Origin of the sequence: Bosea sp. (in: a-proteobacteria) (genome assembly GCF_023953965.1) — a bacterium.
GTDB lineage: Bacteria > Pseudomonadota > Alphaproteobacteria > Rhizobiales > Beijerinckiaceae > Allobosea.
On sequence record NZ_JAMLIX010000001.1, the window covers coordinates 709,377 to 728,203 of the forward strand.

Annotated in this window: 17 protein-coding genes and 2 pseudogenes; 8 read left to right on the forward strand and 11 right to left on the reverse strand. The window is 59.7% G+C overall.

All coding sequences use genetic code 11. The features are described 5' to 3' along the window. Positions 1-2 precede the first annotated feature (2 nt). Positions 3-938 (reverse strand): electron transfer flavoprotein subunit alpha/FixB family protein, encoded by a 936-nt coding sequence (locus M9917_RS03340; RefSeq protein ID WP_297250879.1) that lies wholly within the window; start codon positions 936-938, stop codon positions 3-5. After that, positions 938-1,483, reverse strand: a pseudogene (locus M9917_RS03345) (electron transfer flavoprotein subunit beta/FixA family protein); the annotation flags it as partial. The pseudogene M9917_RS03345 and the gene M9917_RS03340, both read right to left, overlap by 1 nt. 43 nt (positions 1,484-1,526) lie before the next feature. Between M9917_RS03345 and M9917_RS03350 the strand changes: the two are divergent. Then, positions 1,527-2,279 carry a CaiB/BaiF CoA transferase family protein gene (locus M9917_RS03350; RefSeq protein ID WP_297254678.1) on the forward strand — a complete coding sequence of 251 codons (753 nt, stop codon included), beginning with the start codon at positions 1,527-1,529 and terminating at the stop codon, positions 2,277-2,279. 39 nt (positions 2,280-2,318) lie between these two features. Next, positions 2,319-3,485, forward strand: coding sequence for an acyl-CoA dehydrogenase family protein (locus M9917_RS03355; protein ID WP_297250880.1), 1,167 nt, complete (start codon positions 2,319-2,321; stop codon positions 3,483-3,485). Between the two features lie 420 nt (positions 3,486-3,905). Here the strand turns inward: M9917_RS03355 and M9917_RS03360 are convergent, their stop codons facing one another. Then, complete coding sequence (locus tag M9917_RS03360; RefSeq protein ID WP_297250881.1) at positions 3,906-4,163, reverse strand: hypothetical protein; 258 nt, start codon at positions 4,161-4,163, stop codon at positions 3,906-3,908. Here M9917_RS03360 and M9917_RS21740 point away from each other — a divergent pair. The 3 genes and pseudogenes from M9917_RS21740 to M9917_RS03370 form a co-directional block, all read left to right on the forward strand. Further along, a pseudogene (locus M9917_RS21740) lies at positions 4,080-4,646 on the forward strand (acetyl-CoA hydrolase/transferase C-terminal domain-containing protein); the annotation flags it as partial. The gene M9917_RS03360 and the pseudogene M9917_RS21740 overlap by 84 nt on opposite strands. A gap of 16 nt (positions 4,647-4,662) precedes the next feature. Continuing rightward, positions 4,663-5,601 carry an MmgE/PrpD family protein gene (locus tag M9917_RS03365; protein ID WP_297250882.1) on the forward strand — a complete coding sequence of 313 codons (939 nt, stop codon included), beginning with the start codon at positions 4,663-4,665 and terminating at the stop codon, positions 5,599-5,601. Positions 5,602-5,782: 181 nt separating this feature from the next. Further along, positions 5,783-6,775 carry an ABC transporter substrate-binding protein gene (locus M9917_RS03370; protein ID WP_297250883.1) on the forward strand — a complete coding sequence of 331 codons (993 nt, stop codon included), beginning with the start codon at positions 5,783-5,785 and terminating at the stop codon, positions 6,773-6,775. 77 nt (positions 6,776-6,852) lie between these two features. Here M9917_RS03370 and M9917_RS03375 read toward each other — a convergent pair whose 3' ends face one another. The 5 genes from M9917_RS03375 to M9917_RS03395 form a co-directional block, all read right to left on the reverse strand. Further along, on the reverse strand, positions 6,853-7,608 hold the full coding sequence (locus M9917_RS03375) for a FadR/GntR family transcriptional regulator (RefSeq protein WP_297250884.1): 756 nt from the start codon (positions 7,606-7,608) through the stop codon (positions 6,853-6,855). 199 nt (positions 7,609-7,807) lie between these two features. Then, positions 7,808-8,737, reverse strand: coding sequence for an NAD(P)-dependent oxidoreductase (locus M9917_RS03380; RefSeq protein ID WP_297250885.1), 930 nt, complete (start codon positions 8,735-8,737; stop codon positions 7,808-7,810). Positions 8,738-9,006: 269 nt separating this feature from the next. Then, positions 9,007-10,235, reverse strand: a protein-coding gene (locus M9917_RS03385) for an IS3 family transposase (protein ID WP_297250886.1) whose coding sequence is annotated in 2 segments (ribosomal slippage) — positions 9,007-9,905 and positions 9,905-10,235 — 1,230 coding nt in all. Because the reading frame shifts where the segments join, the coding sequence is not laid out codon by codon here. 23 nt (positions 10,236-10,258) lie between these two features. After that, positions 10,259-11,251, reverse strand: a complete 993-nt coding sequence (locus M9917_RS03390; RefSeq protein ID WP_297250887.1) for an ABC transporter substrate-binding protein — start codon at positions 11,249-11,251, stop codon at positions 10,259-10,261. A gap of 86 nt (positions 11,252-11,337) precedes the next feature. After that, entirely contained in the window at positions 11,338-12,267 is a 930-nt protein-coding gene (locus M9917_RS03395) for an NAD(P)-dependent oxidoreductase (RefSeq protein ID WP_297250888.1), read from the reverse strand. A gap of 368 nt (positions 12,268-12,635) precedes the next feature. Between M9917_RS03395 and M9917_RS03400 the strand changes: the two genes are divergently transcribed. From M9917_RS03400 to istB, 3 genes are all read left to right on the forward strand, one after another. Beyond that, complete coding sequence (locus M9917_RS03400; protein WP_297250889.1) at positions 12,636-12,962, forward strand: SDR family NAD(P)-dependent oxidoreductase; 327 nt, start codon at positions 12,636-12,638, stop codon at positions 12,960-12,962. Positions 12,963-13,040: 78 nt separating this feature from the next. After that, entirely contained in the window at positions 13,041-14,540 is a 1,500-nt protein-coding gene (gene istA, locus M9917_RS03405; protein WP_297250232.1) for an IS21 family transposase, read from the forward strand. After that, a complete protein-coding gene (gene istB / locus M9917_RS03410) occupies positions 14,537-15,400 on the forward strand; it encodes an IS21-like element helper ATPase IstB (RefSeq protein WP_465246306.1) in 864 nt (287 codons plus the stop codon). Before istA ends, istB begins: the two co-directional genes overlap by 4 nt. Positions 15,401-15,462: 62 nt before the next feature. Here the strand turns inward: istB and M9917_RS03415 are convergent, their stop codons facing one another. The 3 genes from M9917_RS03415 to M9917_RS03425 all read right to left on the reverse strand — a co-directional run bounded on the left by M9917_RS03415 (position 15,463) and on the right by M9917_RS03425 (position 18,728). Next, positions 15,463-16,614 carry an aspartate aminotransferase family protein gene (locus M9917_RS03415; protein ID WP_297250890.1) on the reverse strand — a complete coding sequence of 384 codons (1,152 nt, stop codon included), beginning with the start codon at positions 16,612-16,614 and terminating at the stop codon, positions 15,463-15,465. Positions 16,615-16,633: 19 nt separating this feature from the next. After that, positions 16,634-17,626, reverse strand: a complete 993-nt coding sequence (locus M9917_RS03420) for an ABC transporter substrate-binding protein (protein ID WP_297250891.1) — start codon at positions 17,624-17,626, stop codon at positions 16,634-16,636. Positions 17,627-17,798: 172 nt separating this feature from the next. After that, a complete protein-coding gene (locus M9917_RS03425; protein ID WP_297250892.1) occupies positions 17,799-18,728 on the reverse strand; it encodes a LysR family transcriptional regulator in 930 nt (309 codons plus the stop codon). Positions 18,729-18,827 lie beyond the last annotated feature (99 nt).

Consider the following 18,827-nt stretch of genomic DNA (forward strand, 5'->3'; position numbering starts at 1 on the left):
CTCTAGCCCCCCAGTTCCGCGTCGAGTTCCGGCAGGACAGTGAAGAGGTCGCCGACGAGGCCGTAATCGGCGATCTGGAAGATCGGCGCTTCCTCGTCCTTGTTGATGGCGACGATGACCTTGGAGTCCTTCATGCCGGCGAGATGCTGGATCGCGCCGGAGATGCCGACGGCGATGTAGAGCTCGGGAGCGACCACCTTACCGGTCTGGCCGACCTGCCAGTCGTTGGGAGCGTAGCCGGCATCGACCGCGGCGCGCGAGGCGCCCATCGCAGCCCCGAGCTTGTCGGCGACCGGTTCGATCACCTTGCCGAAGTTCTCGGCGGACCCCAGCGCGCGCCCGCCCGAGATGATGATCTTGGCCGAGGCCAGCTCGGGACGGTCGGACTTGGCGACCTCCTCGCCCTTGAAGGCGGAGTTGCCTGGATTGTCAGCGGCGGAAACCGCCTCGACCGCGGCCGAGCCGCCTTCGCCCGCCGCCTGGAAGGAGGCGGTGCGGATGGTCATCAGCTTCTTGGCATCGCTCGACTGCACCGTCTGGATGGCGTTGCCGGCATAGACCGGGCGCTCGAAGGTGTCGGGCGAGACGATCTTCATCACGTCCGAGACCTGCATCACGTCGAGCAGGGCGGCGACGCGCGGCAGCACGTTCTTGCCGGTCGTGGTGGAGGGGGCGACGAAGGCGTCGTAGCCGCCGGCGAGCTTGACGATGAGCGCGGCGAGCGGCTCGGCCAGCGCATGGCCGTAAGCCGCGTCATCGGCGAGCAGCACCTTCTCGACGCCGGCGAGCTTGGCGGCGGCATCGGCCGCGGCCCTGGCACCCTGGCCGGCGACGAGGATATGCACGGGTGCGCCGAGCTGGGCCGCGGCGCTCAGCGCCTTGGCGGTGGCGTCCTTGATCGAGGCGTTGTCGTGTTCGGCGATCAGCAGCGTGGTCATCAGATCACCCCGGCGGTCTTGAGCTTGGAGACGAGTTCGGCGGCGTTCGCCACCTTGATGCCGGCGGAGCGGCCGGCGGGCTCGGCCGTCTTCAGCACCTTGAGGCGGGGCGCGACATCGACGCCGAGCGTCTCGGCCGAGGTCTCGTCGAGCGGTTTCTTCTTCGCCTTCATGATGTTGGGCAGCGAGGCATAGCGCGGTTCGTTGAGGCGCAGATCCGTGGTGACGATCGCCGGCAGCTTCAGGGAAACCGTCTGCAGGCCGCCATCGACCTCGCGGGTGACGTCGACATGATCCGCGGCCAGCTCGACCTTGGAGGCAAAGGTGCCCTGCGGCCAGCCCAGCAGCGCAGCCAGCATTTGGCCGGTCTGGTTGGCGTCGTCGTCGATCGCCTGCTTGCCGAGGATGACGAGGCCGGGAGCCTCCTGCTCGACTACCTTCTTGAGGAGCTTGGCGACCGCTAGCGGCTCGACCACGCCGTCGACCTTGACCAGGATGCCGCGGTCGGCGCCCATGGCGAGACCTGTGCGGATCGTCTCGGCGGCCTACCTCGCCATGGATCTTACCGTCCAGGCGATGTCAGGTGTGATGGCCTGCACGGGCTTTCCCGATCGCCCTCCAGTTAAAGCAGGCGCTGCCCTTTGTGACTTCTTCGGGGGCACGCACCTTTACGGTGCCGCCGTGACTGCTCTCCTCGAGGCTCAGCGCACCGGGCAAGGCCGGGTGGTTGAAGTGGCGATGCTTGAGGCGGTTTTTCCAACGCTGAGCTCGCCGCTAGGACTCTATCACGCGCTCGGGAATCAATCGCCCCCGCGGACTGGCAATCGCCATAACGGCATGGCTGAATCGCCTTACAACGTTTACCCGGCAAGCGACGGCTGGGTGGCACTGTTCTGTGTGAGTGACGCCCACTTCTCTGGCTTGGCAACTGCCATGGAGATGCCTGATCTCCCGCAGGATGCCCGGTTCCTTACGCTCAAAGACCGCGTTAGCAACATGGATGAGCTCGATGCGCTGATCGCAGCGTGGACCGGGCGCCACTCAAAATCCGAGCTTCTCGGCATTCTGCATCGCCTGCGTGTCCCTTGCGCTCCGGTTCGCGAGATCGACGAAGTCGTCAATGACCCGCACATGCACGAGCGGGGGACGCTGCAGAAGGTTGATCACCCTGACCTTGGCAATGTCGTTCTAACCACCGGCCCGCTGCGCTTTGAGGGGTCCGAAACGCGCGAGATCGCTCCGAGCAAAGGGATCGGTGCGGACAATGCCGACATCTTCCAGGGATGGCTTGGATTGACCGCGGACGAATTCGAAAGCCTGCGCGCTGAAGGCGCCTTCTGAGGACAGCAAAGCTGTTCTTTCCAGATCTGGAGATTTCGCATGAGCTTCGAAGAAACCGATGATCAGAGGGCTATCCGGGAGGGTGTTCGTGCAGTCGCCGAACGCTTCGACGACAGCTATTGGCTAGCCAGGGATGAGGACGGTAAATTTCCGTTCGAGTTTCACCGAGCGATGGCGGAGGCCGGCTGGCTCGGGATCACCATGCCGGAGGAATATGGCGGATCAGGCTTGGGAGTGTCTGAAGCCGCTATCATGATGAACGAAATCGCCCAGCATGGCGGGGGGATGGCCTCCGTTTCGACTGTACACATCAATCTGTTTGGGCCACATCCGATCATTGTCTATGGGACCGATGCTCAGAAAAAGCGTTGGATTCCAAGGTTGGTGTCCGGTGAGGATCAAGTCTGCTTCGGCGTAACGGAGCCCGACGCGGGGCTAGATACGACCCGCATCCGCACTTTCGCTAAAAGGACAGACGGCGGATATGTCGTCAGAGGCCAGAAGATCTGGACGACGACCGCGCAGGTTGCCAACAAGATCCTCCTCCTAACCCGAACGACCCCTTACGAGGACTGCAAGAAGCCGACCGACGGCATCACCGTCTTCTACACAGATTTGGATAGGGCCAAGATCGCAGTCACCCGCATCCCCAAGATGGGCCGAAAAGCGGTCGACTCAAATTCGATCTTCATCGACGATCTCTTCGTCCCGGAAGAGGATCGTATCGGCGAGGAGGGCAAAGGCTTCTCCTACCTACTTCACAGCCTAAATCCGGAGCGCATTCTGGTTGCCTCCGAAGCAATCGGTATTGGGCAGGACGCCCTTCGGCGCGCGTCTCGATATGCCTGTGAGCGGGTCGTTTTCAATCGGCAAATCGGCAAGAATCAAGCGATTCAATTTCCCCTAGCGGAGAGCTGGATGGAGCTTGAGGCCGCCTTTACAATGGTTCGGAAGGCCGCTTGGCTATATGACAATAAAAAATCATGCGCTCCCGAGGCGAACGCGGCAAAATTGTTGGGCGCAAGAGCCGCACACCAAGCATGTGAAAGGGCGGTCTTCACACACGGCGGCTTGGGCTACGCCAAAGAATATCATGTCGAGCGGCTATACCGTGAAGTCATTCTAACCCGTTTGGCACCAATCTCCGAGCAGCTTATTCTTTCGTTTATCGGCGAAAAAGTTCTTGGAATGCCCAAGAGCTACTAGCAGGCGTCCCTCGGCGCAGCAATATCTGCGTCGCTTCGCAAATATTCGATCGCGAGGCTGTTCGAGCCCATGACCTTTACACTCGCCCGTCCTAGCGCTGGTTCAGTTCTGTCCGCGGCCAAGAACATTTATGTTTCCGCATGCGCTGCAGAACTAGCGGACGCACCTGAGCTGCTTCAACGGCATTCGCCATCAAGTGCCGTGGCGACTGGCATCTTTAGCCCGATTATCAATCATCGCTCTTACGCAGACCCTGAGACAGGCCGTCGAGTTCGCAGCTTTTTCTTGACGCGGGAACTTAAGAAGCATCTGACCCTTGGGCTCGTCGAATACTGCCCTTGGCGGTATCGAAATATCGATCGCTGGCTGAGCTCGGCGGACCGTTTCGACACAGCGATGGTGATGCTCTCGCCGCCTGACTCAAATGGGGAATGCAGCCTCGGCGTGCAAACCGACTTTCTCCCCAGCTTCGCAGGTCGCGTCGACAATCTCATAGGCTTCATCAATCCTCGGATGCCTCGAACATCTGGCGATGCCTTGATCAGCTACCGAGCGCTTGCCAGTGTGGTCGATTACGACGTGGCGCTGCCAACAATGGCGCAGCGCCCAGCCGACGACATCTCGGCTGCCATAGCCGAACAAATCGCGGCCATAGTGCCTGATCGTGCGACGGTTCAATTTGGGCTCGGCCAGATTCCTAGCCAAGTCATTGCTCGATTAAGTGGTCACCACGAGATTCGCGTCCACTCGGGCGTCGTCGACGACAACATTTTGATCCTGGAAGAGAGCGGAGCGCTCGACAGCAGTGTTCCGATCGTCACCGGGACCGCGGTTGGGACCACCAGTTTCTATGACGCGCTATCGAAGAATGACCGTTTCTCCTTCCGAGCCGTACGACACACTCATAGCCACCGGGTCATCTCTTCGATCGAGCGTTTCACTGCGATCAATTCGGTGCTCCAAGTCGACCTGTTTGGCCAATCCAGTGCGGAAGGAAGCGGGGGAAAGCTGGTAGCTAGTCCAGGTGGTCTTCCGGATTTCGCCAGAGGCGCCCTCGATAGTGAAGGGGGAACCTCAATCATCGCGGTTCGGGCAGTCAGCCAGCCAGGGCATTCTCCCGGAATTGTTGCATCACTTGATATGCCTCATGCCGTGACAGGAACCGCAGGTGACGCGGATGAGCAATGCCCTCCTGATTCCGCCCGCGCAGTTCAATACCGGCTTCTATGTGAGTGGCCTCACTGCACCCATAGGCGTTGCTGTCGCAGTCGGAAACTTGATTGGGCTCAACGAGCAACAACTTGCTTGGGCCATGGGGCTGGCTGCATCGCAATCCTCTGGCTTCAGAGGCACACACGGGACAATGACGGCGCATTTCCGCCCAGGCCACGCGACCAAGGCCGGCGTCTGGGCGGCACTGCTAGCTGCCAAGAACTTCGACGGCCCGGAAGACGCACTTGAAGGCAGCAAAGGCTTCTTCGACGTTTTCACATCGAAAGCCAACCTGGCGTTCGCGATCGATGGATTAGGCACTGAGTTTGAGCTGTTGAACAACAGCTATAAGCCCTATCCCTGTGGGATCGTGATACACCCCGCGATCGATGCATGCTTGGCTATCAGAACTGATGCAAACGCCGAGGGCGCTCCGGCGAAAGTCACCATCCGAGCGAATCCGCTGGCTCTCAAGTTAACCGGAGTGCGATCGCCAAAGACTCCATTGGAGTCGCACGTCAGTATCTACCACTGGGTCGCGACGGCGCTTCTTCTGGGCAAGGCGGGGATAGCTGAAACAAAGCCCGCCTGCCTGTTTGACCCACGAATTCAGAAGCTGCGCGATATGGTGGAGATCGTCGCGGATGATTCAATTGGTCAGGGACAGGCGCATGCCGACGTGACCTATGAGAGCGGACACAGCTTTGCAGCCTACATCCAGTTCGCCAGGGGGAGCGCCAACCGACCGATGTCTGATGAGGAGATCGATCAGAAGTTCACCGCTCAAGCTGAGCCGGTTCTAGGCTCCGCTCAGGCTGCCGAACTCCGCAATCTTGCTCGGAATGTAATCCATCTAGAGGAGGTTGGTTGCCGCATCGCCGAAATGGCCTGTCCTCAACGATAACGACGACTGGCGACTCTGCCCTTATTTGGTACGACATTTTTGTTGACTCGGGATAGCTCTGATGTGAGCTTCCTGTCACCAAGAACGTCAAAGCAATTTGGGCCTATCGTCGAGTTTACGGGGCCTTGACGGGCGAGATCTGCAAAACGGCTAAAAGCCGGCGGTATTCCGGGAGGATCATATGAACGCACGTAGCTCGGTAAAGCTGGGCATCGTCACGGCTATCGGCCTGCTTTTATCATCTAGCTTGGCGCTCGCTCAGCAAAAGATCTCAATTGGTCTGGCCTCTGCGAGCCTTCCCGGTGGAGCCGCCCGGCTTGTCAAGCAGATGGGCTTCTTCGAGAAGCACGGGATCGACGCGACCGTCATCCCGATGGAGAATGACACCATAGCCGTGTCGGGAATGCTTGCGGGCTCGCTTCAGTTCGTGTCGACGGCGGGCAACCAGATTGTTGTAAGTCGCTCACGCAATCTCGATATCGTGGCTCTGCGGGCCGTTTACAGCAACTTTGCTGGCGTTCTGGTCCTCTCGAAGGCGGCCGCTGGCAAGCTGCCTGATACGGCTAAGGCGTCCCTTAACGACAGGCTGAAGGCCCTGGACGGCCTGCTAATCGCTTCGCCTGGACCGACATCGTCCTATACGGCGGTCCTTGCTCCAGCCAAGCAGGCCGGCGCCAAGGTGCGCTTCACGTACATGGCACAATCAGCAATGGTGGTGGCTTTGGAAAGCGGGGCGATCCAGGGCTTCGTAGCTAGCGCGCCGTTCTACGCTCAGCCCACAGTCAATGGCACTGGAGTGGTCTGGATCAGCGGCGTCAAGGGCGAGTTTGACTATGCTCCCGCGGCAGCGTCGGTGCTCAGCACCACCAGCGCATTCGCTAAAGCCAATCCGGACGTCGTTAAGCGCGTCATCGCCGCATTTGAGGATTTCGCCAAAGCGTTGGATGAGCGGCCTGCCGACGTAAAAACTGCCATAGCAGCAATTTTCCCCACGCTTGATGCCAAGCTCCTTGATGTTCTCTACACCAGCGAAGCGCAGGGCTTTCACGGACGCCCCGTGACCATTGAAGATATGAAGCGGGAGATCGAGTTCACCAAGGCCAGCGGCGTCCCGCTGCCTAACATCGACACCCTCGATCCCGCAGCGATGATCTTCCAAACCAAAGCGAACTGAGTTTTTAAAGCGAACGGGGTGAGTCCAAAGCTGGACTCACCCCGTTTTTCATTTTTAGATTTAGTGGCCGCTATAGCTCAAGCGGCATAGTCAGGATCCCGATCCTCGAGATTGGATGCAGAGAGCTTTTCGCGGTAGGCAGTAATATGCCGAGCCATTCTCCGCCGGGCTGCATTAGGGTCCCCTGCTCGAATTGCCTCGTAAATCTGCCAGTGAACACCAACGACCGCGCGACGGGTCGCAACGTCGAAATCTTCGCGGTTCGTAGCCGTGTGAAGAGCGGTGGTTAGTGACGTTAAAATCGCCAGAAACAAAGGATTGTTGCTCGCCCGCGCAACTGACGTGTGCCATTTAAGGTTGGCCTCAACGAAACCCGCGAAATCTTCGCACTGTCGTTCGCACTCCTCGCTGTGAAACTTCAAATCCGCGAGCTGCTCCCTTGTGCAGGTGATAGCGGCCTGAGCTGCAGCTGCCGGTTCGATGCCCTCACGAGCGAATACCAGGTCGATAAAGCGAATGTCCTGATTCTTGATAAAGAGATCCAAGGACTTCAGGAGCGAATTTGATCGCTCGTTCGATACATAGGACCCCCCTCGCCGGCCACGACGGACTTCCACCAATCCGTGCGCGCCCAGAATCCGCAGGGCCTCGCGCACCGTCGTTCGGCTGACACCGAAATTCGCCATCAGTTCTCGCTCGCTGGGCAAAGAGCTGCCCACAGCGAAATCGCCTTTTAAGATTGCTCTCTGCAAATTGCCCGCTAGCGTGTCCGCTACCGACGTGGATTTCGCTTCATGCTCGTCGGTAAGTTCGCTCGGCTTACTCAAGTCCATCTATCGCTCCAAGGCGGCAGCGTCACTTTAACGTCAGACATTATAGCAGACCATTTAATGTTCTGTCGCCTGGTTGAAAGCGATTGTTTTGGGCCGCGCAAAGCTCACGTCTAAGGCGCATCTATCGGGGCCCGACTCGGAGTTTTAATCAGCCCAGTCACCATAGCGATCGGGCCGGTTCAATGTCAGCTTGAAATGATCAACTGCGATCCAGGACAGCCTGGATTTGATCCATGGGAACTTCAAATGGAGGAAGCCCAGCCCGCTCTGGCTGGATCGATAGGAAGCTTTGGGCATCACGAGTGGCCCAGCCGCGGTTCATCGCTTCAGCAATATCCTGGGCGACAATGTTGCAGATCCGCATGGGGACATTGCTTTCACGACCAAGCTGGAGAGCCAGATTGATATCCTTCTGGACAAGACGAAGCTGGAAGCTTGGCGGGTCGAATTTCCCAGGGAGCAAGCGAGGCGCGATGTTGTCGAACGGCCGGCTTTGGCCCAGCTTTCCCGACCGCAGCCCTTCCCACAGTGGCAGGAGTTCGACGCCCGCCTTTACTCCCATCGTCAGGATCTCAAGGATGACGGAGTTGATGGCGCATGAGGCCATATTCTGAGCCAACTTGGTGATCGTCGCCGCGCCGGCCGAACCCATATAAACCGTTCGGTCGCTGATCGCTTCGAGCAAAGGCTTGTGCTTTTCGTACTGAGCCTGTTCGCCCCCGACCCAAATCGTCAAGGTTCCTGCCGCCGCGTTAGTGGGCACACCCCCCAAAGGGGCATCCATAAAGTGCCCGCCTCGTTCGGTGGTCGCGGCGTCGAGCCGCTTAACAACCTCCAGTGAATTGGTGGAAACGTCGATCCATGCCGCGCCTTTTCGGAGGCCAGACAGGAGACCCTTGTCGCCGTACGCCACCGCCTCGACGTCCGCGGGCATAGGCAACGAGGTGAAGACAACATCGGCTGATTTGGCGACCTCGGCGGGGCTCGAGGCCCATACTGCCCCAGCCTTTATAACTGCATCGGCAGACTCGGCATTCAGATCGTGAACGACAAGCGGGTAATCCGCTTTTCGAATATTCGCCGCGATGCCGCGGCCCATCGCACCCAAGCCGATAAAACCAACCTTCATGACGCTTCTCCGAGCCTTTGCGCGATCCAAGAGGCCTATTCGTCAGAATGCGAAAAGCTCCGGGACGCGCCTTGAATTGCGGTTCGCTCATCGAATCCCGCAAAAAGCTTGTTTGATTGAGATTCTGGGTCTGCATCGCGTGCACCCGACCGGACTCAGACGAACAGCCCCGCGAATGCAGACTGAGACTACGGAAACAGTAGCGATGAGGGTTCAATCGCGTCGATTTGCGGCAATGGTGTTGTAGCCCCCAAAAGCCCGGACATTTCTCACGGTGCTGCATGGGCCGCGATGAACTCGCGGGGTGAACGATATCCGAGCGACCTGTGCGGGTGAAGCTCGTTGTAGTGGTCGAACCATTCCGGCAGGGCGAGCATGACGGTTTTGGCATCGGGGATGGGATTCACCGAGACGTAGTCGCGCTTGAAGGTTCGCACGAAGGCTTCGGCCATGCCGTTGCTCTGCGGGCTCTGGACCGGAGTTGTGAGCGGCTCCAGGCCGATATCGCGGGCAAAGCGGCGGGTCGGACCTGCGATGTAGCAGGAGCCGTTATCGGTCAGCCATTCGATGGTCTGCGGCAGGCGGTTGACCTTGCCGAAGCGGTGCTCGACGGCGGTGACCATGAGGTCGCAGACATCTTCGCCCTTGATGCCCTCGGTGGTGGCGACATGGCCAATGGCTTCCCGGTCGCAGCAATCGAGCGCGAAGGCGACGCGGACCTTTTCGCCGTTGTCGCAGCCGATCTCGAAGCCGTCCGAGCACCAGCGCAGGTTGGAGCGTTCGACGGCGATGCGGCCGTCGTGACGGCGCTCGACCCCACCGGCATGGCGTTCGAGCAGAAGGCCGTTGACCTTCATCACCCGATAGACGCGCTTGCGATTGGCGGGCGCACGGCCCTCGGTCAGGGCTTTGCGGCGCAATCTGGCCCAGACGCGAGCATAGCCGTAGGTTGGCATGTCCTCGATGACCGTCTCGATCTCGGCCAGGAGCGCCTCTTCCGGCAGGGGCGGACGGCCTCTGCGCTGGGGAGAGCGCCCGGCCGTCCGCTGCGCCAGCCGGGCGGCGAGATGCGAACGGGCCACGTCCAGCGTCGCGGCGACGGTGTTCATGGCAAACCGTCCTTGGGCAGCGACAGCGACCGCAATCTCCGTTTTTTTATATCCTCCGCCAGTTCGAGGGCGTCCTTCAGGATTTCCACCTCCAGGGTCTTCTTGCCCAGGAGCCGCTGCAATTCGCGGATTTGCTCCTGCTGCTCCCGGAAGGCGGAGGCCGGGACCACTTCCTCCTCGGCCGCCGTCGCGGTCAGCGCCCCTTGCTCGGCAAGCCGCCGCCACGTGAAAAGCTGGTTCGGCGACACGCCGCACCGGCGTGCCACAAGGCTGACCGTGACACCCGCCTCGCGCGTCTGCGCGACGATCTCCAACTTCTCCGCAACCGACCACCGGCGACGCCGCTCAGGCCCGGTCAGGACCTCAACCTTCGGATAAGAACCAGTCATAGACACGACATTACTCCCAACCCTTATTTTAAGGGTGAGACCTGTCCGGGGAATTCGGGGGCCGTTTCAAATGGGACGCCATTGGCCTTCACGAACGCAATTTCGCGGTCCATGTCTTGCGCAGTCAGCGGGCGGGTTTTCCAACCGGGCGCTTCTGCCTTGAACAGCAAGTCCAACGTTGCGGCGTCAAGGTCGGGATAGAGCTTTGCAAGTGCGTTCCGGACCGCTTCCGGACGCTCGTTAAGCGCCACCTGAAACTCCGCGAGACCGTCATTCAGCTTGGCGACCAAATCGCGGTTAGCCTCCGCGGTGTCGCGCATCATCTGCATCGTTCCCGAGCTCGATGGAGTGAGTTGGGCTGGCAAGTCACCGCGAGGGCCGCTGATCCAAAGCATGCCAGCTCCGCGCACGACGGGCCCGGCCCAAAACGGCGCACTCGCGATATATGCCTGAATAGCGCCGCTTTCCAAGGCGGCAGCCATGGTGGGCTGAGCCATGTAGGTAAATCGCACGTTCGCGCCGACGTCTTTCAGTGCTCCGCGATAACTGATCGTGTAAGCCGAGGTGGCGCTTGGCGAGGCGATCAAAAGGCCGTCGAGTGCCTTGAGCCGCTGAGCTACCGGAGCATCTGGCGCAATTCCAAGCTTTTCTATCGCGGCCTTAGAGACGACGAGCGACCCACCCATCCCTCCAAAGGTATTCGCAATGGCGACGACCTTTTGCCCGCGGCCTTGAGCGGCTACCTGCTCACCGGGTCCAGACATCACGATCTTCATAGATCCAGAGATCAGAGCGGTCGTGGCGGCGTTTGCGCTATCCATGCTCACGAAGCGGACGCTGAGCCCCTTTCGCTCAAAAATTCCAAGCTCATTTGCCAACCTCGGACCTGCGGTCCCCAGCGCGTTCGATGCCAATCCAATAACGATTTCTTGGAGTGCAGGCGCAGCGTTTTGTGCACTCGCAGTCAGCGGAATAGAGATCACCACGCACGCGGTGAGCCACCTTAAGAAAGACATCTCTCTATCCTTAGCATTTACCGAGGCATGCCCCGCGAGTTCTCTCGCTCTCGGGGCACTTAAGTCAGGCCTGCCAAATTACCGGATCAGGATTTCTCCATCACCGCCTTGATCTTCTCCATCGGCACTTCGATGTAAGGGATGCCCGCCCGCTCCTGTTGAAGCAGCATGAAGGATTGGGCATCGCGATCGCCCCAACCGCGATTCAGGGCCTCAGTGATCTCCTGCCCAACCAAATTGCAAAGACGCATCGGTACGTTGAACTCGCGGCCCATCTGCAGAGCGAGCATGATGTCCTTGTGCACCAGCTTGAGCGCAAAGCTTGGCGGGTCAAATTTTCCCGGAAGGAACCTCGTTCCCAGTTTTTCGAATGTGCGCTGTCGGCCTATCGCACCCTGTCGGATAGCCTCCCACAGCGGGAGTGGATCCAGACCTGCTTTGACACCCATCGACAACACTTCCACTTGAACGGCGCTCATCGCCGCGCTTGCACAGTTGTGGACGAGCTTCGCGATTGTTCCGGCGCCGATAGGCCCAATGAGAAGTATCTGGTCTGCCATCGCATCAAGAATGGGCTTGAACTTCTCGAAGACCTCTTGATCCCCACCAACCCAGATGGCCATTCGCCCGCTGGCAGCGCCGGCAGGCCCGCCGCTTACAGGGGCGTCGAAGACACTAACCCCCTTCTCGCTCAAGCTGGCGTGAAGGCGCCGCATAACGTCCACTGAGTTCGTGGACAGATCGAACCAGGCCGATCCGCTTCGAAGCCCTGCGGCGAGGCCATTCTCTGCCTGCACCACAGCCTCAACGTCCGCCGGAGTAGGGAGCGATGTAAAAACGACATCAGACTGCTCGGCAAGTGCCTTCGGGGTATCAGCCCATTGAGCGCCGTTTTCGATGTGCTTCTCGGCTGCCTTTGGGAAGAGATCGTGAACGACAACCGGATGGCCAGTCTTAAGCAGATTGGCTGCCATGCCGCGGCCCATCGTCCCTAGGCCGATGAATCCAATCTTCATCTCCGCTCTCCTGCCTTTTTCGTGCTGCTGCACGGTCAACGAAATGTCGCTCGGGAGTTTGAAGTACGAAGCTGAGGCACAAACGCAGCCAGGCACGGGACAACACTGACCCGACGTACCAGCCTCGCCTACTCCCTGGTTCGACCTCCAACAGGCGCTGTCTTGCGGCGGCACCTGAATCTTGTTTGCTTCTTATAAATGGACGTACCATATTGCGCGGCGAGCTGCCAAGGCTCTTCAGCAGCGAGACCGATATTTACTGCCGCCGCGGCCCAAAATCACGACAGGCCGGCAAGGGCCACAATGCATCAAAGGTCCGATGTTAGAGCTGTTTGTCGCCAACAGGACCTTCGAAAGGAAAGCGCATCATGGGAAGGCTTGAGGGTAAGGTCGCGTTTGTAACCGGCGCGGCAGGCGGCATTGGCCGGGCAATCTGCGAACGTTTTGTTCAGGAGGGTGGCCGTGTGGCAGCGAGCGATGTGAACTCGGCAGCCGTAAGTGAATGGGTTGCTGCTAACGCAAATGGGCATGCCATTTCCATTCACTGTGACGTGGGTGATCCAGATAGCGTGAAGAAGGCCGTTGGCGAGGCAACCAGAGCGTTCGGAAAGCTGAACGTGCTTTGTAATGTCGCCGGCGGCTCCGGGCGTAGCGACGGCACGATTGTGCAGGGCGGTGAGAAAACCATCCAGTGAAGCGCCTGCGTTTGTGCGGGCGCGGGCGGCGTAAAAGTCGTCCACTGGATAGGCTGATCCCTTTCGGGGTCGGCGGGGATGTTCGCTGTGGAGGTCTACGCGGCGGTTCGCGATTTCGTTTTCAATCAGAAGCAGAGCCGACGGGAAGCGGCTCGCGTGTTCGGGCTGAGCCGCGAAACGATCGCCAAGATGTGCCGGTTCTCGATCCCTCCGGGCTACACGCGCACGAAGCCGGTCGAGAAGCCGAAGCTCGGTCCGCTGCTGCCGGTGATTGAGGCGATCCTGGACGGAGACCGGGCGTCTCCGGTGAAGCAGCGCCATACGGCGAAGCGGATCTTCGAGCGGCTGCGGGACGAGCACGGCTTTGCCGGCGGCTACACGGTGGTGAAGGACCATGTGCGGCTCTGCCGGGCGCGGGGCCGCGAGACCTTCGTTCCGCTGGCCCATCCGCCCGGTCACGCCCAGGTGGATTTTGGCGAGGCGCTGGCGGTGATCGGCGGCGTGCGGCAGAAGATCCACTTCTTCTGCCTGGACCTGCCACAGTCGGATGCCTGCTTCGTGAAGGCGTATCCGCGCGAGACGACGGAAGCGTTCCTGGACGGTCACGTCTCGGCTTTTGGCTTCTTCGGCGGTGTGCCGCTGTCGATCCTCTATGACAACACCCGCATTGCGGTGGCGAAGATCTGCGGCGATGGCCGGCGCGAGCGGACGCGGGCCTTCACGGAGCTGGTGAGCCACTATCTGTTCCGGGATCGGTTCGGGCGCCCGGGCAAGGGCAATGACAAGGGCAAGGTCGAGGGGCTGGTGAAGTATGCCCGCTCGAACTTCATGACGCCGATCCCTTTGGCGGCGAGCTTCGCCGAACTGAACGCGATGTTGGCCGAGCGCTGCCGCCGGCGACAGGACGAGCGGGCCGGCCGGCATGCCCAGACGATCGGAGAGCGGCTTGTTGCCGATCTCGGGGTCTTGCGCCCTTTGCCGGCAGTGCCGCTGGAGCCGTGCGAGAAGCGTGGTGCGCGGGTCTCGTCGACGGCGCTGGTCCGATATCGGTCGAACGACTACTCGGTCCCGACGGCCTATGGCTTCCAGGACGTGGTGGTGAAGGGCTTCGTCGAGGAGGTCGTGATCCTGTGCCGGGGCGAGGAGATTGCCCGCCATCCCCGCAATTACGGGACGGGCGTGTTCGTCTCCGATCCGCTGCACTATCTGGCGCTAATCGAGGAGAAGCCGAACGCCCTCGACCAGGCCGCGGCCTTGCAGGGCTGGGACCTGCCCGAGGCCTTCCAGCACCTGCGCCATCTCCTGGAAGCGCGCATGGGCAATCGCGGCAAGCGCGAGTTCATCCAGGTGCTGCGGCTGCTGGAGGCCTTGCCGCGCGAGGTCGTGAGCTTCGCCGTCGGCGAGGCGATCCGGCTGGGCGCGATCGGCTTCGATGCGGTGAAGCTGATCGCGCTGGCGCGGCTGGAACGGCGCCCGGCCCGTCTGGATCTGGCGGCCTATCCGTATCTGCCGAGGACTACGGTGAAGACGACCTCGGCGGCCGATTACGCCGTGCTCCTGCCGGGAGCCGCGGCATGACGGGCTCGGGGAAAGAGACGATGCCGGCGGGCACGACCGCTGGAACGCCGCAGGTCCTGCTGGCGCACCACCTCAAGCAACTGAAGCTGCCAACCGTCCTGCGCGAGTACGACAAGGTGGCACGGGAATGCTCCCGCGACGGCGTCGATCATCCCCGCTACCTGCTACGGTTGGTCGAGCTCGAACTGATCGACCGGGAGCGGCGCACGGTCGAGCGGCGGATCCGGGCGGCGCGCTTCCCAGCGGTGAAGAGCTTCGACACCTTCGACTTCACGGCGATCCCGAGCCTGAACAAGATGCTCGTGCTGGAGCTGGCGCGCTGCGGCTACATCCTGCGCCGGGAGAACATCATCGCGCTCGGCAACAGCGGCACCGGCAAGACCCATGTCGCCCTCGCGCTCGGGCTGGCCGCTTGCCAGAAGGGCTTCTCCGTCGCCTTCACGACGGCGGCTTCGCTGGTCAACCAGCTCCTCGAAGCCCGCGACGAGAAGCGCCTGCTCAGGCTCCAGCGCGAGTTGCAGGCGGTCAAGCTGCTGATCGTCGACGAGCTCGGCTATGTGCCGCTGTCGCCGACCGGCGCCGAGCTCCTGTTCGAGATCTTCTCGCAACGCTACGAGCGCGGCTCAACCATCGTCACCTCGAACCTGCCCTTCGAGGACTGGACGTCCGTCCTGGGATCGGAGCGCCTCACCGGCGCGCTGCTCGATCGCCTGACCCACCACGTCAGCATCCTCGCCATGAACGGCGACAGCTACCGCCTCAAACAATCGGCCGGCCGCCGGCGCGCCTCCGCCGCGGCGGGGCAAAAACAGACCACCGCCAACGAAGCCGATCCAGAAACCGGCGAGATCATCCCCTGATCAATCCCGACAGCGCGATATGGCAGGGGCCCCGATCGGGGCCCCTGCCATATCCGCCACCCTCAACGCCAGTGGCCTGCTTTTACTCCGCCACGCTGGCCTGGAATCCGACCGCCGTTGACAGCTCTCTGAAGCTCCTTCAGGCCGCCCACAAGGCGGTCGCCTAAGACACGAGCTCTCTCAGCGAGCTTCTCCTGTTCGAGAATGTCTAGCACTGCCATCCCAGCGGCGAGGCCGATGTGATTGTTCGATCCAAAGGTCGTGAAATGGTCCGCGTCTTCAAATGCGGTCCCCAGTGCTTCGGTTGCCATAAAACCACCTAACGGCACTCCGCCGCCGACTGCTTTTGCAAAAGTCACCGCATCCGCTTGGATGTCAGAGTGCTGATGGGCGAACGTCCTGCCTGTCCGGCCGAAGCCTGTGAAAACCTCATCAAATATAAGGGTGATGCCATATTTGTCGCAGAGTTCGCGGACTCTCGGCCAATAGTCGACGGGGGGAACGATAACGCCCCCGACCGCGAGAATTGGCTCGGCGATCATGATCGCGAACTCCCCCGGCGCTCGCGTTTTCATTGCCTCCTCGATCTGGGAAACGCAGATCTTTGCGAATTCGCTTTCGTTGTCGCATCGGAACGGGTTCCGATAGAAGTACGGGGCTGGAACATGGATTACCGATGGAAATGTCAGATAGGGAGAGAAGCCTTTTTTTCGATTAGCAATGCCAGTCAGCGAAAGCGGCAGCGACAAACGGCCGTGGAAGCCATACTCAAGCGCGATTACCCCGAATCCTTGTTTCCCCCTCCTCCAAGCATCTTTTACAGCGAGCTTAATGGCTCCATCGTTGGATTCCGCACCGCTATTTGTGAAAAAAACCCTCCGATTATGGTCGCGTGTAAGACTCGATAGTCTGCAAGCCAGATCAAGAGAAAGCTTACTGTGAAAGGACCCCGGGCCTTGGAGAAGCTTTCCAGCCTGCTCCCGGATTGCGGAAACAACTTTAGGGTGACAGTGGCCTACTGAAACGACCCCCGGCCCGGCCTCCAAATCAATGTATGAGCGACCATAGTCATCCTCAACGACCGCTCCCTCCCCTCTTGTGATAATCGGAAGCATCTTCGTATTGGGTATCAAAAACGATTGATCTTCCTGCAGTTCGGAGTTCCGTCGTTCGGCCATAGCAGGCGCACCGGCTATTTTATCGGTATTCGACATTATTTCGTCCCTGACATATCTAGCGCACAATGAGAGATTCCAAATTTATCTTCTCGACACCGTCGAGTTTCGCACCGGTTGATTTGAGAAACTCGATATCGTGCGCTATATCATCGGGCATCAGTGCTTTGGCTTTCCAGGAAGCGCCTTCCGATGAATAGATCAGATCCAACGCCGGCGGGCTCAGATTGGGCCAGAACTTCAGAATCGCGGTCTTGACGTCGTCAGGCCTCTCGTCGATAGCGCGAACAAGATCGGCGTGAACGGCAGCAAGCTTCCTAGCGAGTTCTGGGTTCCCTACGGCGGTGTCACGCCTCATCTGCAAGCTCGATGAGCTGCGTGGCATAAAGTTGGAGGGCAAATCGCTCTTGGGGCCGCTCAACCAAATTATGCCAACCCCCGACAGGACAGGCGGAACCCAATTTGGAGCGGACGCGACATAACCGTCGATGGCTCCAGACTGAAGGGCCGCAGCCATGGTCGTCTGATCGAGAAATGTGAATCGGACGTCCGCGCCAACGGCCCGCGCTGCACCGCGGAATGAGAAGGTGTAGTCCGAAGTAGCACTCGGCGACGCTATCATCAGACCATTTAGCGCTTTGAGCCGGTCAGGAACCGGAGCGCTGGAATCGATACCTATTCGGCCCGCGACCTGCTTTGACAGAACGAGCGTAGCACCGAACCCCGAAAACGTGTTGGCTATAATGACCAGTTCCTGCCCACGTAGGTGGGCGAACAATAGCTCACTAGTACCGCTAATCGCGGCGGGGGTTGAACGCGAAATTATCGCGGTGGAAGCGATGTTAGCGCTCTCCATCACGGTAAACTTGGGAACCAAACCCTGCTTCTGAAACAGTCCAAGAGGTTCGGCGATCCGAATAAGGGACCCGCCTAGGCTCGTCGAGGGAAGTGCTATGGGTACACTCGCCCCCTCCTGAGCCGATGTACGTTCGCCGATTCCTTGGACGGCCGCGATAGCACACAGTCCGGACAAGAAGTTTCTTCTCAGCATGTTGAATCCCCTTTCGTATTGCTTGGTCAGCGCAGGCCAGGCGGCTCACTCGGACGTGGGGAATTCAGCAGGGGGCGCCATGCCTTGGGTACTGAGTTAAAAAATCTATCAGCTATGCTTTGGAAGTTATGGCAGCGATCGTCGCTCGAAATCGCACGAGGCGCCCTCGATGTCAGGAGTGACTGAAATTTCCACCCCAGCGCCCGCGATCGCGATAATCCGCGACGGTTTCTTTGATCAGACCGGCCACTCGGCTCAAAGCTAGGCGCTGCGCGGTTCCAGCTCCGACGAGGAGCGAGAGAGAATATTGGATTTCTGGATCGCAAATTTCGACGGCTTGCAGGAAGCCCTGTTCAACTTCATGCCATATGAACGAGCGGGGAAACACAGCATACCCATTGCCAGCCATCGCAAGCTGCGCGGTGACTGCATATGAGTCGACTTCCATCTCACAGCGGATACTTTTGCCCGCAAGGCGGGCAGCCTGATCGATTTTATGCCGCGTAAGCCCGAGTTCTGACGGAACAATCAATGGTAGCTCGACAACCTGGGAGAAGCTCACGCGCTTGCACGGGGAGGAAAGTCCCTCTTTCGATGCCAAAACCGCCCGCTCGACGAAGGTGAAATCAGGACGCATTTCAGGATAGTTCCCGGGCTCATACACGAGGCCGGCGTGAATGACTTTACGCTTCAGCCAGCCCACAATGTCATGACTATAGCCTTCAAACATGATGATCTTGACGAGAGGGTATCTCTGCTTCGCTTTGGTTAAGATATCGGCATAGAACTTAGCGCCGAGATTTGGCAATATTCCAAGCCTGACCTCACCTGATGGGGTGTCGATATTGTTCTGAATATCTGCGATAGACGAAGAGAGCTTCTCAATAAGCTCCGAAGCGTCGTTCTTCAAACGCTCTCCGGCATGAGTTAGAACAACCCCCCTTCCGTTTCGAACAAAAAGGTCGGTTCCCAGTCGGGTTTCCAATAATCGAATTTGGCGGGAAAGTCCCGGCTGAGCCATGTGTAAATAAACAGCGGCGGCGCTGATGCTGCCTAGCTCCGCGACGCGTATGAAATTCCTCAGTTCCCGCAGCTCGATCATATCAGCTTCGGCGTGGGTCTTTCGCAATCTCATACTTTCAAGTTTTGCGTGCCTGGACAGCCGACGCGCTGTGGAGGACCCTTAAGGCAAAGCGACCCT

Bases quoted from the DNA above. Each gene is read 5' to 3' on its own strand.
- istB (WP_465246306.1), top strand. From the start codon at position 14,537: ATGACGGGCTCGGGGAAAGAGACGATGCCGGCGGGCACGACCGCTGGA.
- M9917_RS03365 (WP_297250882.1), top strand. From the start codon at position 4,663: ATGAGCAATGCCCTCCTGATTCCGCCCGCGCAGTTCAATACCGGCTTC.
- M9917_RS03425 (WP_297250892.1), bottom strand. From the start codon at position 18,728: ATGATCGAGCTGCGGGAACTGAGGAATTTCATACGCGTCGCGGAGCTA.
- M9917_RS03395 (WP_297250888.1), bottom strand. From the start codon at position 12,267: ATGAAGATTGGATTCATCGGCCTAGGGACGATGGGCCGCGGCATGGCA.
- M9917_RS03390 (WP_297250887.1), bottom strand. From the start codon at position 11,251: ATGTCTTTCTTAAGGTGGCTCACCGCGTGCGTGGTGATCTCTATTCCG.
- M9917_RS03415 (WP_297250890.1), bottom strand. From the start codon at position 16,614: ATGTCGAATACCGATAAAATAGCCGGTGCGCCTGCTATGGCCGAACGA.
- M9917_RS03420 (WP_297250891.1), bottom strand. From the start codon at position 17,626: ATGCTGAGAAGAAACTTCTTGTCCGGACTGTGTGCTATCGCGGCCGTC.
- M9917_RS03400 (WP_297250889.1), top strand. From the start codon at position 12,636: ATGGGAAGGCTTGAGGGTAAGGTCGCGTTTGTAACCGGCGCGGCAGGC.
- istA (WP_297250232.1), top strand. From the start codon at position 13,041: ATGTTCGCTGTGGAGGTCTACGCGGCGGTTCGCGATTTCGTTTTCAAT.
- M9917_RS03350 (WP_297254678.1), top strand. From the start codon at position 1,527: ATGGCCTGCACGGGCTTTCCCGATCGCCCTCCAGTTAAAGCAGGCGCT.
- M9917_RS03375 (WP_297250884.1), bottom strand. From the start codon at position 7,608: ATGGACTTGAGTAAGCCGAGCGAACTTACCGACGAGCATGAAGCGAAA.
- M9917_RS03380 (WP_297250885.1), bottom strand. From the start codon at position 8,737: ATGAAGGTTGGTTTTATCGGCTTGGGTGCGATGGGCCGCGGCATCGCG.
- M9917_RS03340 (WP_297250879.1), bottom strand. From the start codon at position 938: ATGACCACGCTGCTGATCGCCGAACACGACAACGCCTCGATCAAGGAC.
- M9917_RS03355 (WP_297250880.1), top strand. From the start codon at position 2,319: ATGAGCTTCGAAGAAACCGATGATCAGAGGGCTATCCGGGAGGGTGTT.
- M9917_RS03370 (WP_297250883.1), top strand. From the start codon at position 5,783: ATGAACGCACGTAGCTCGGTAAAGCTGGGCATCGTCACGGCTATCGGC.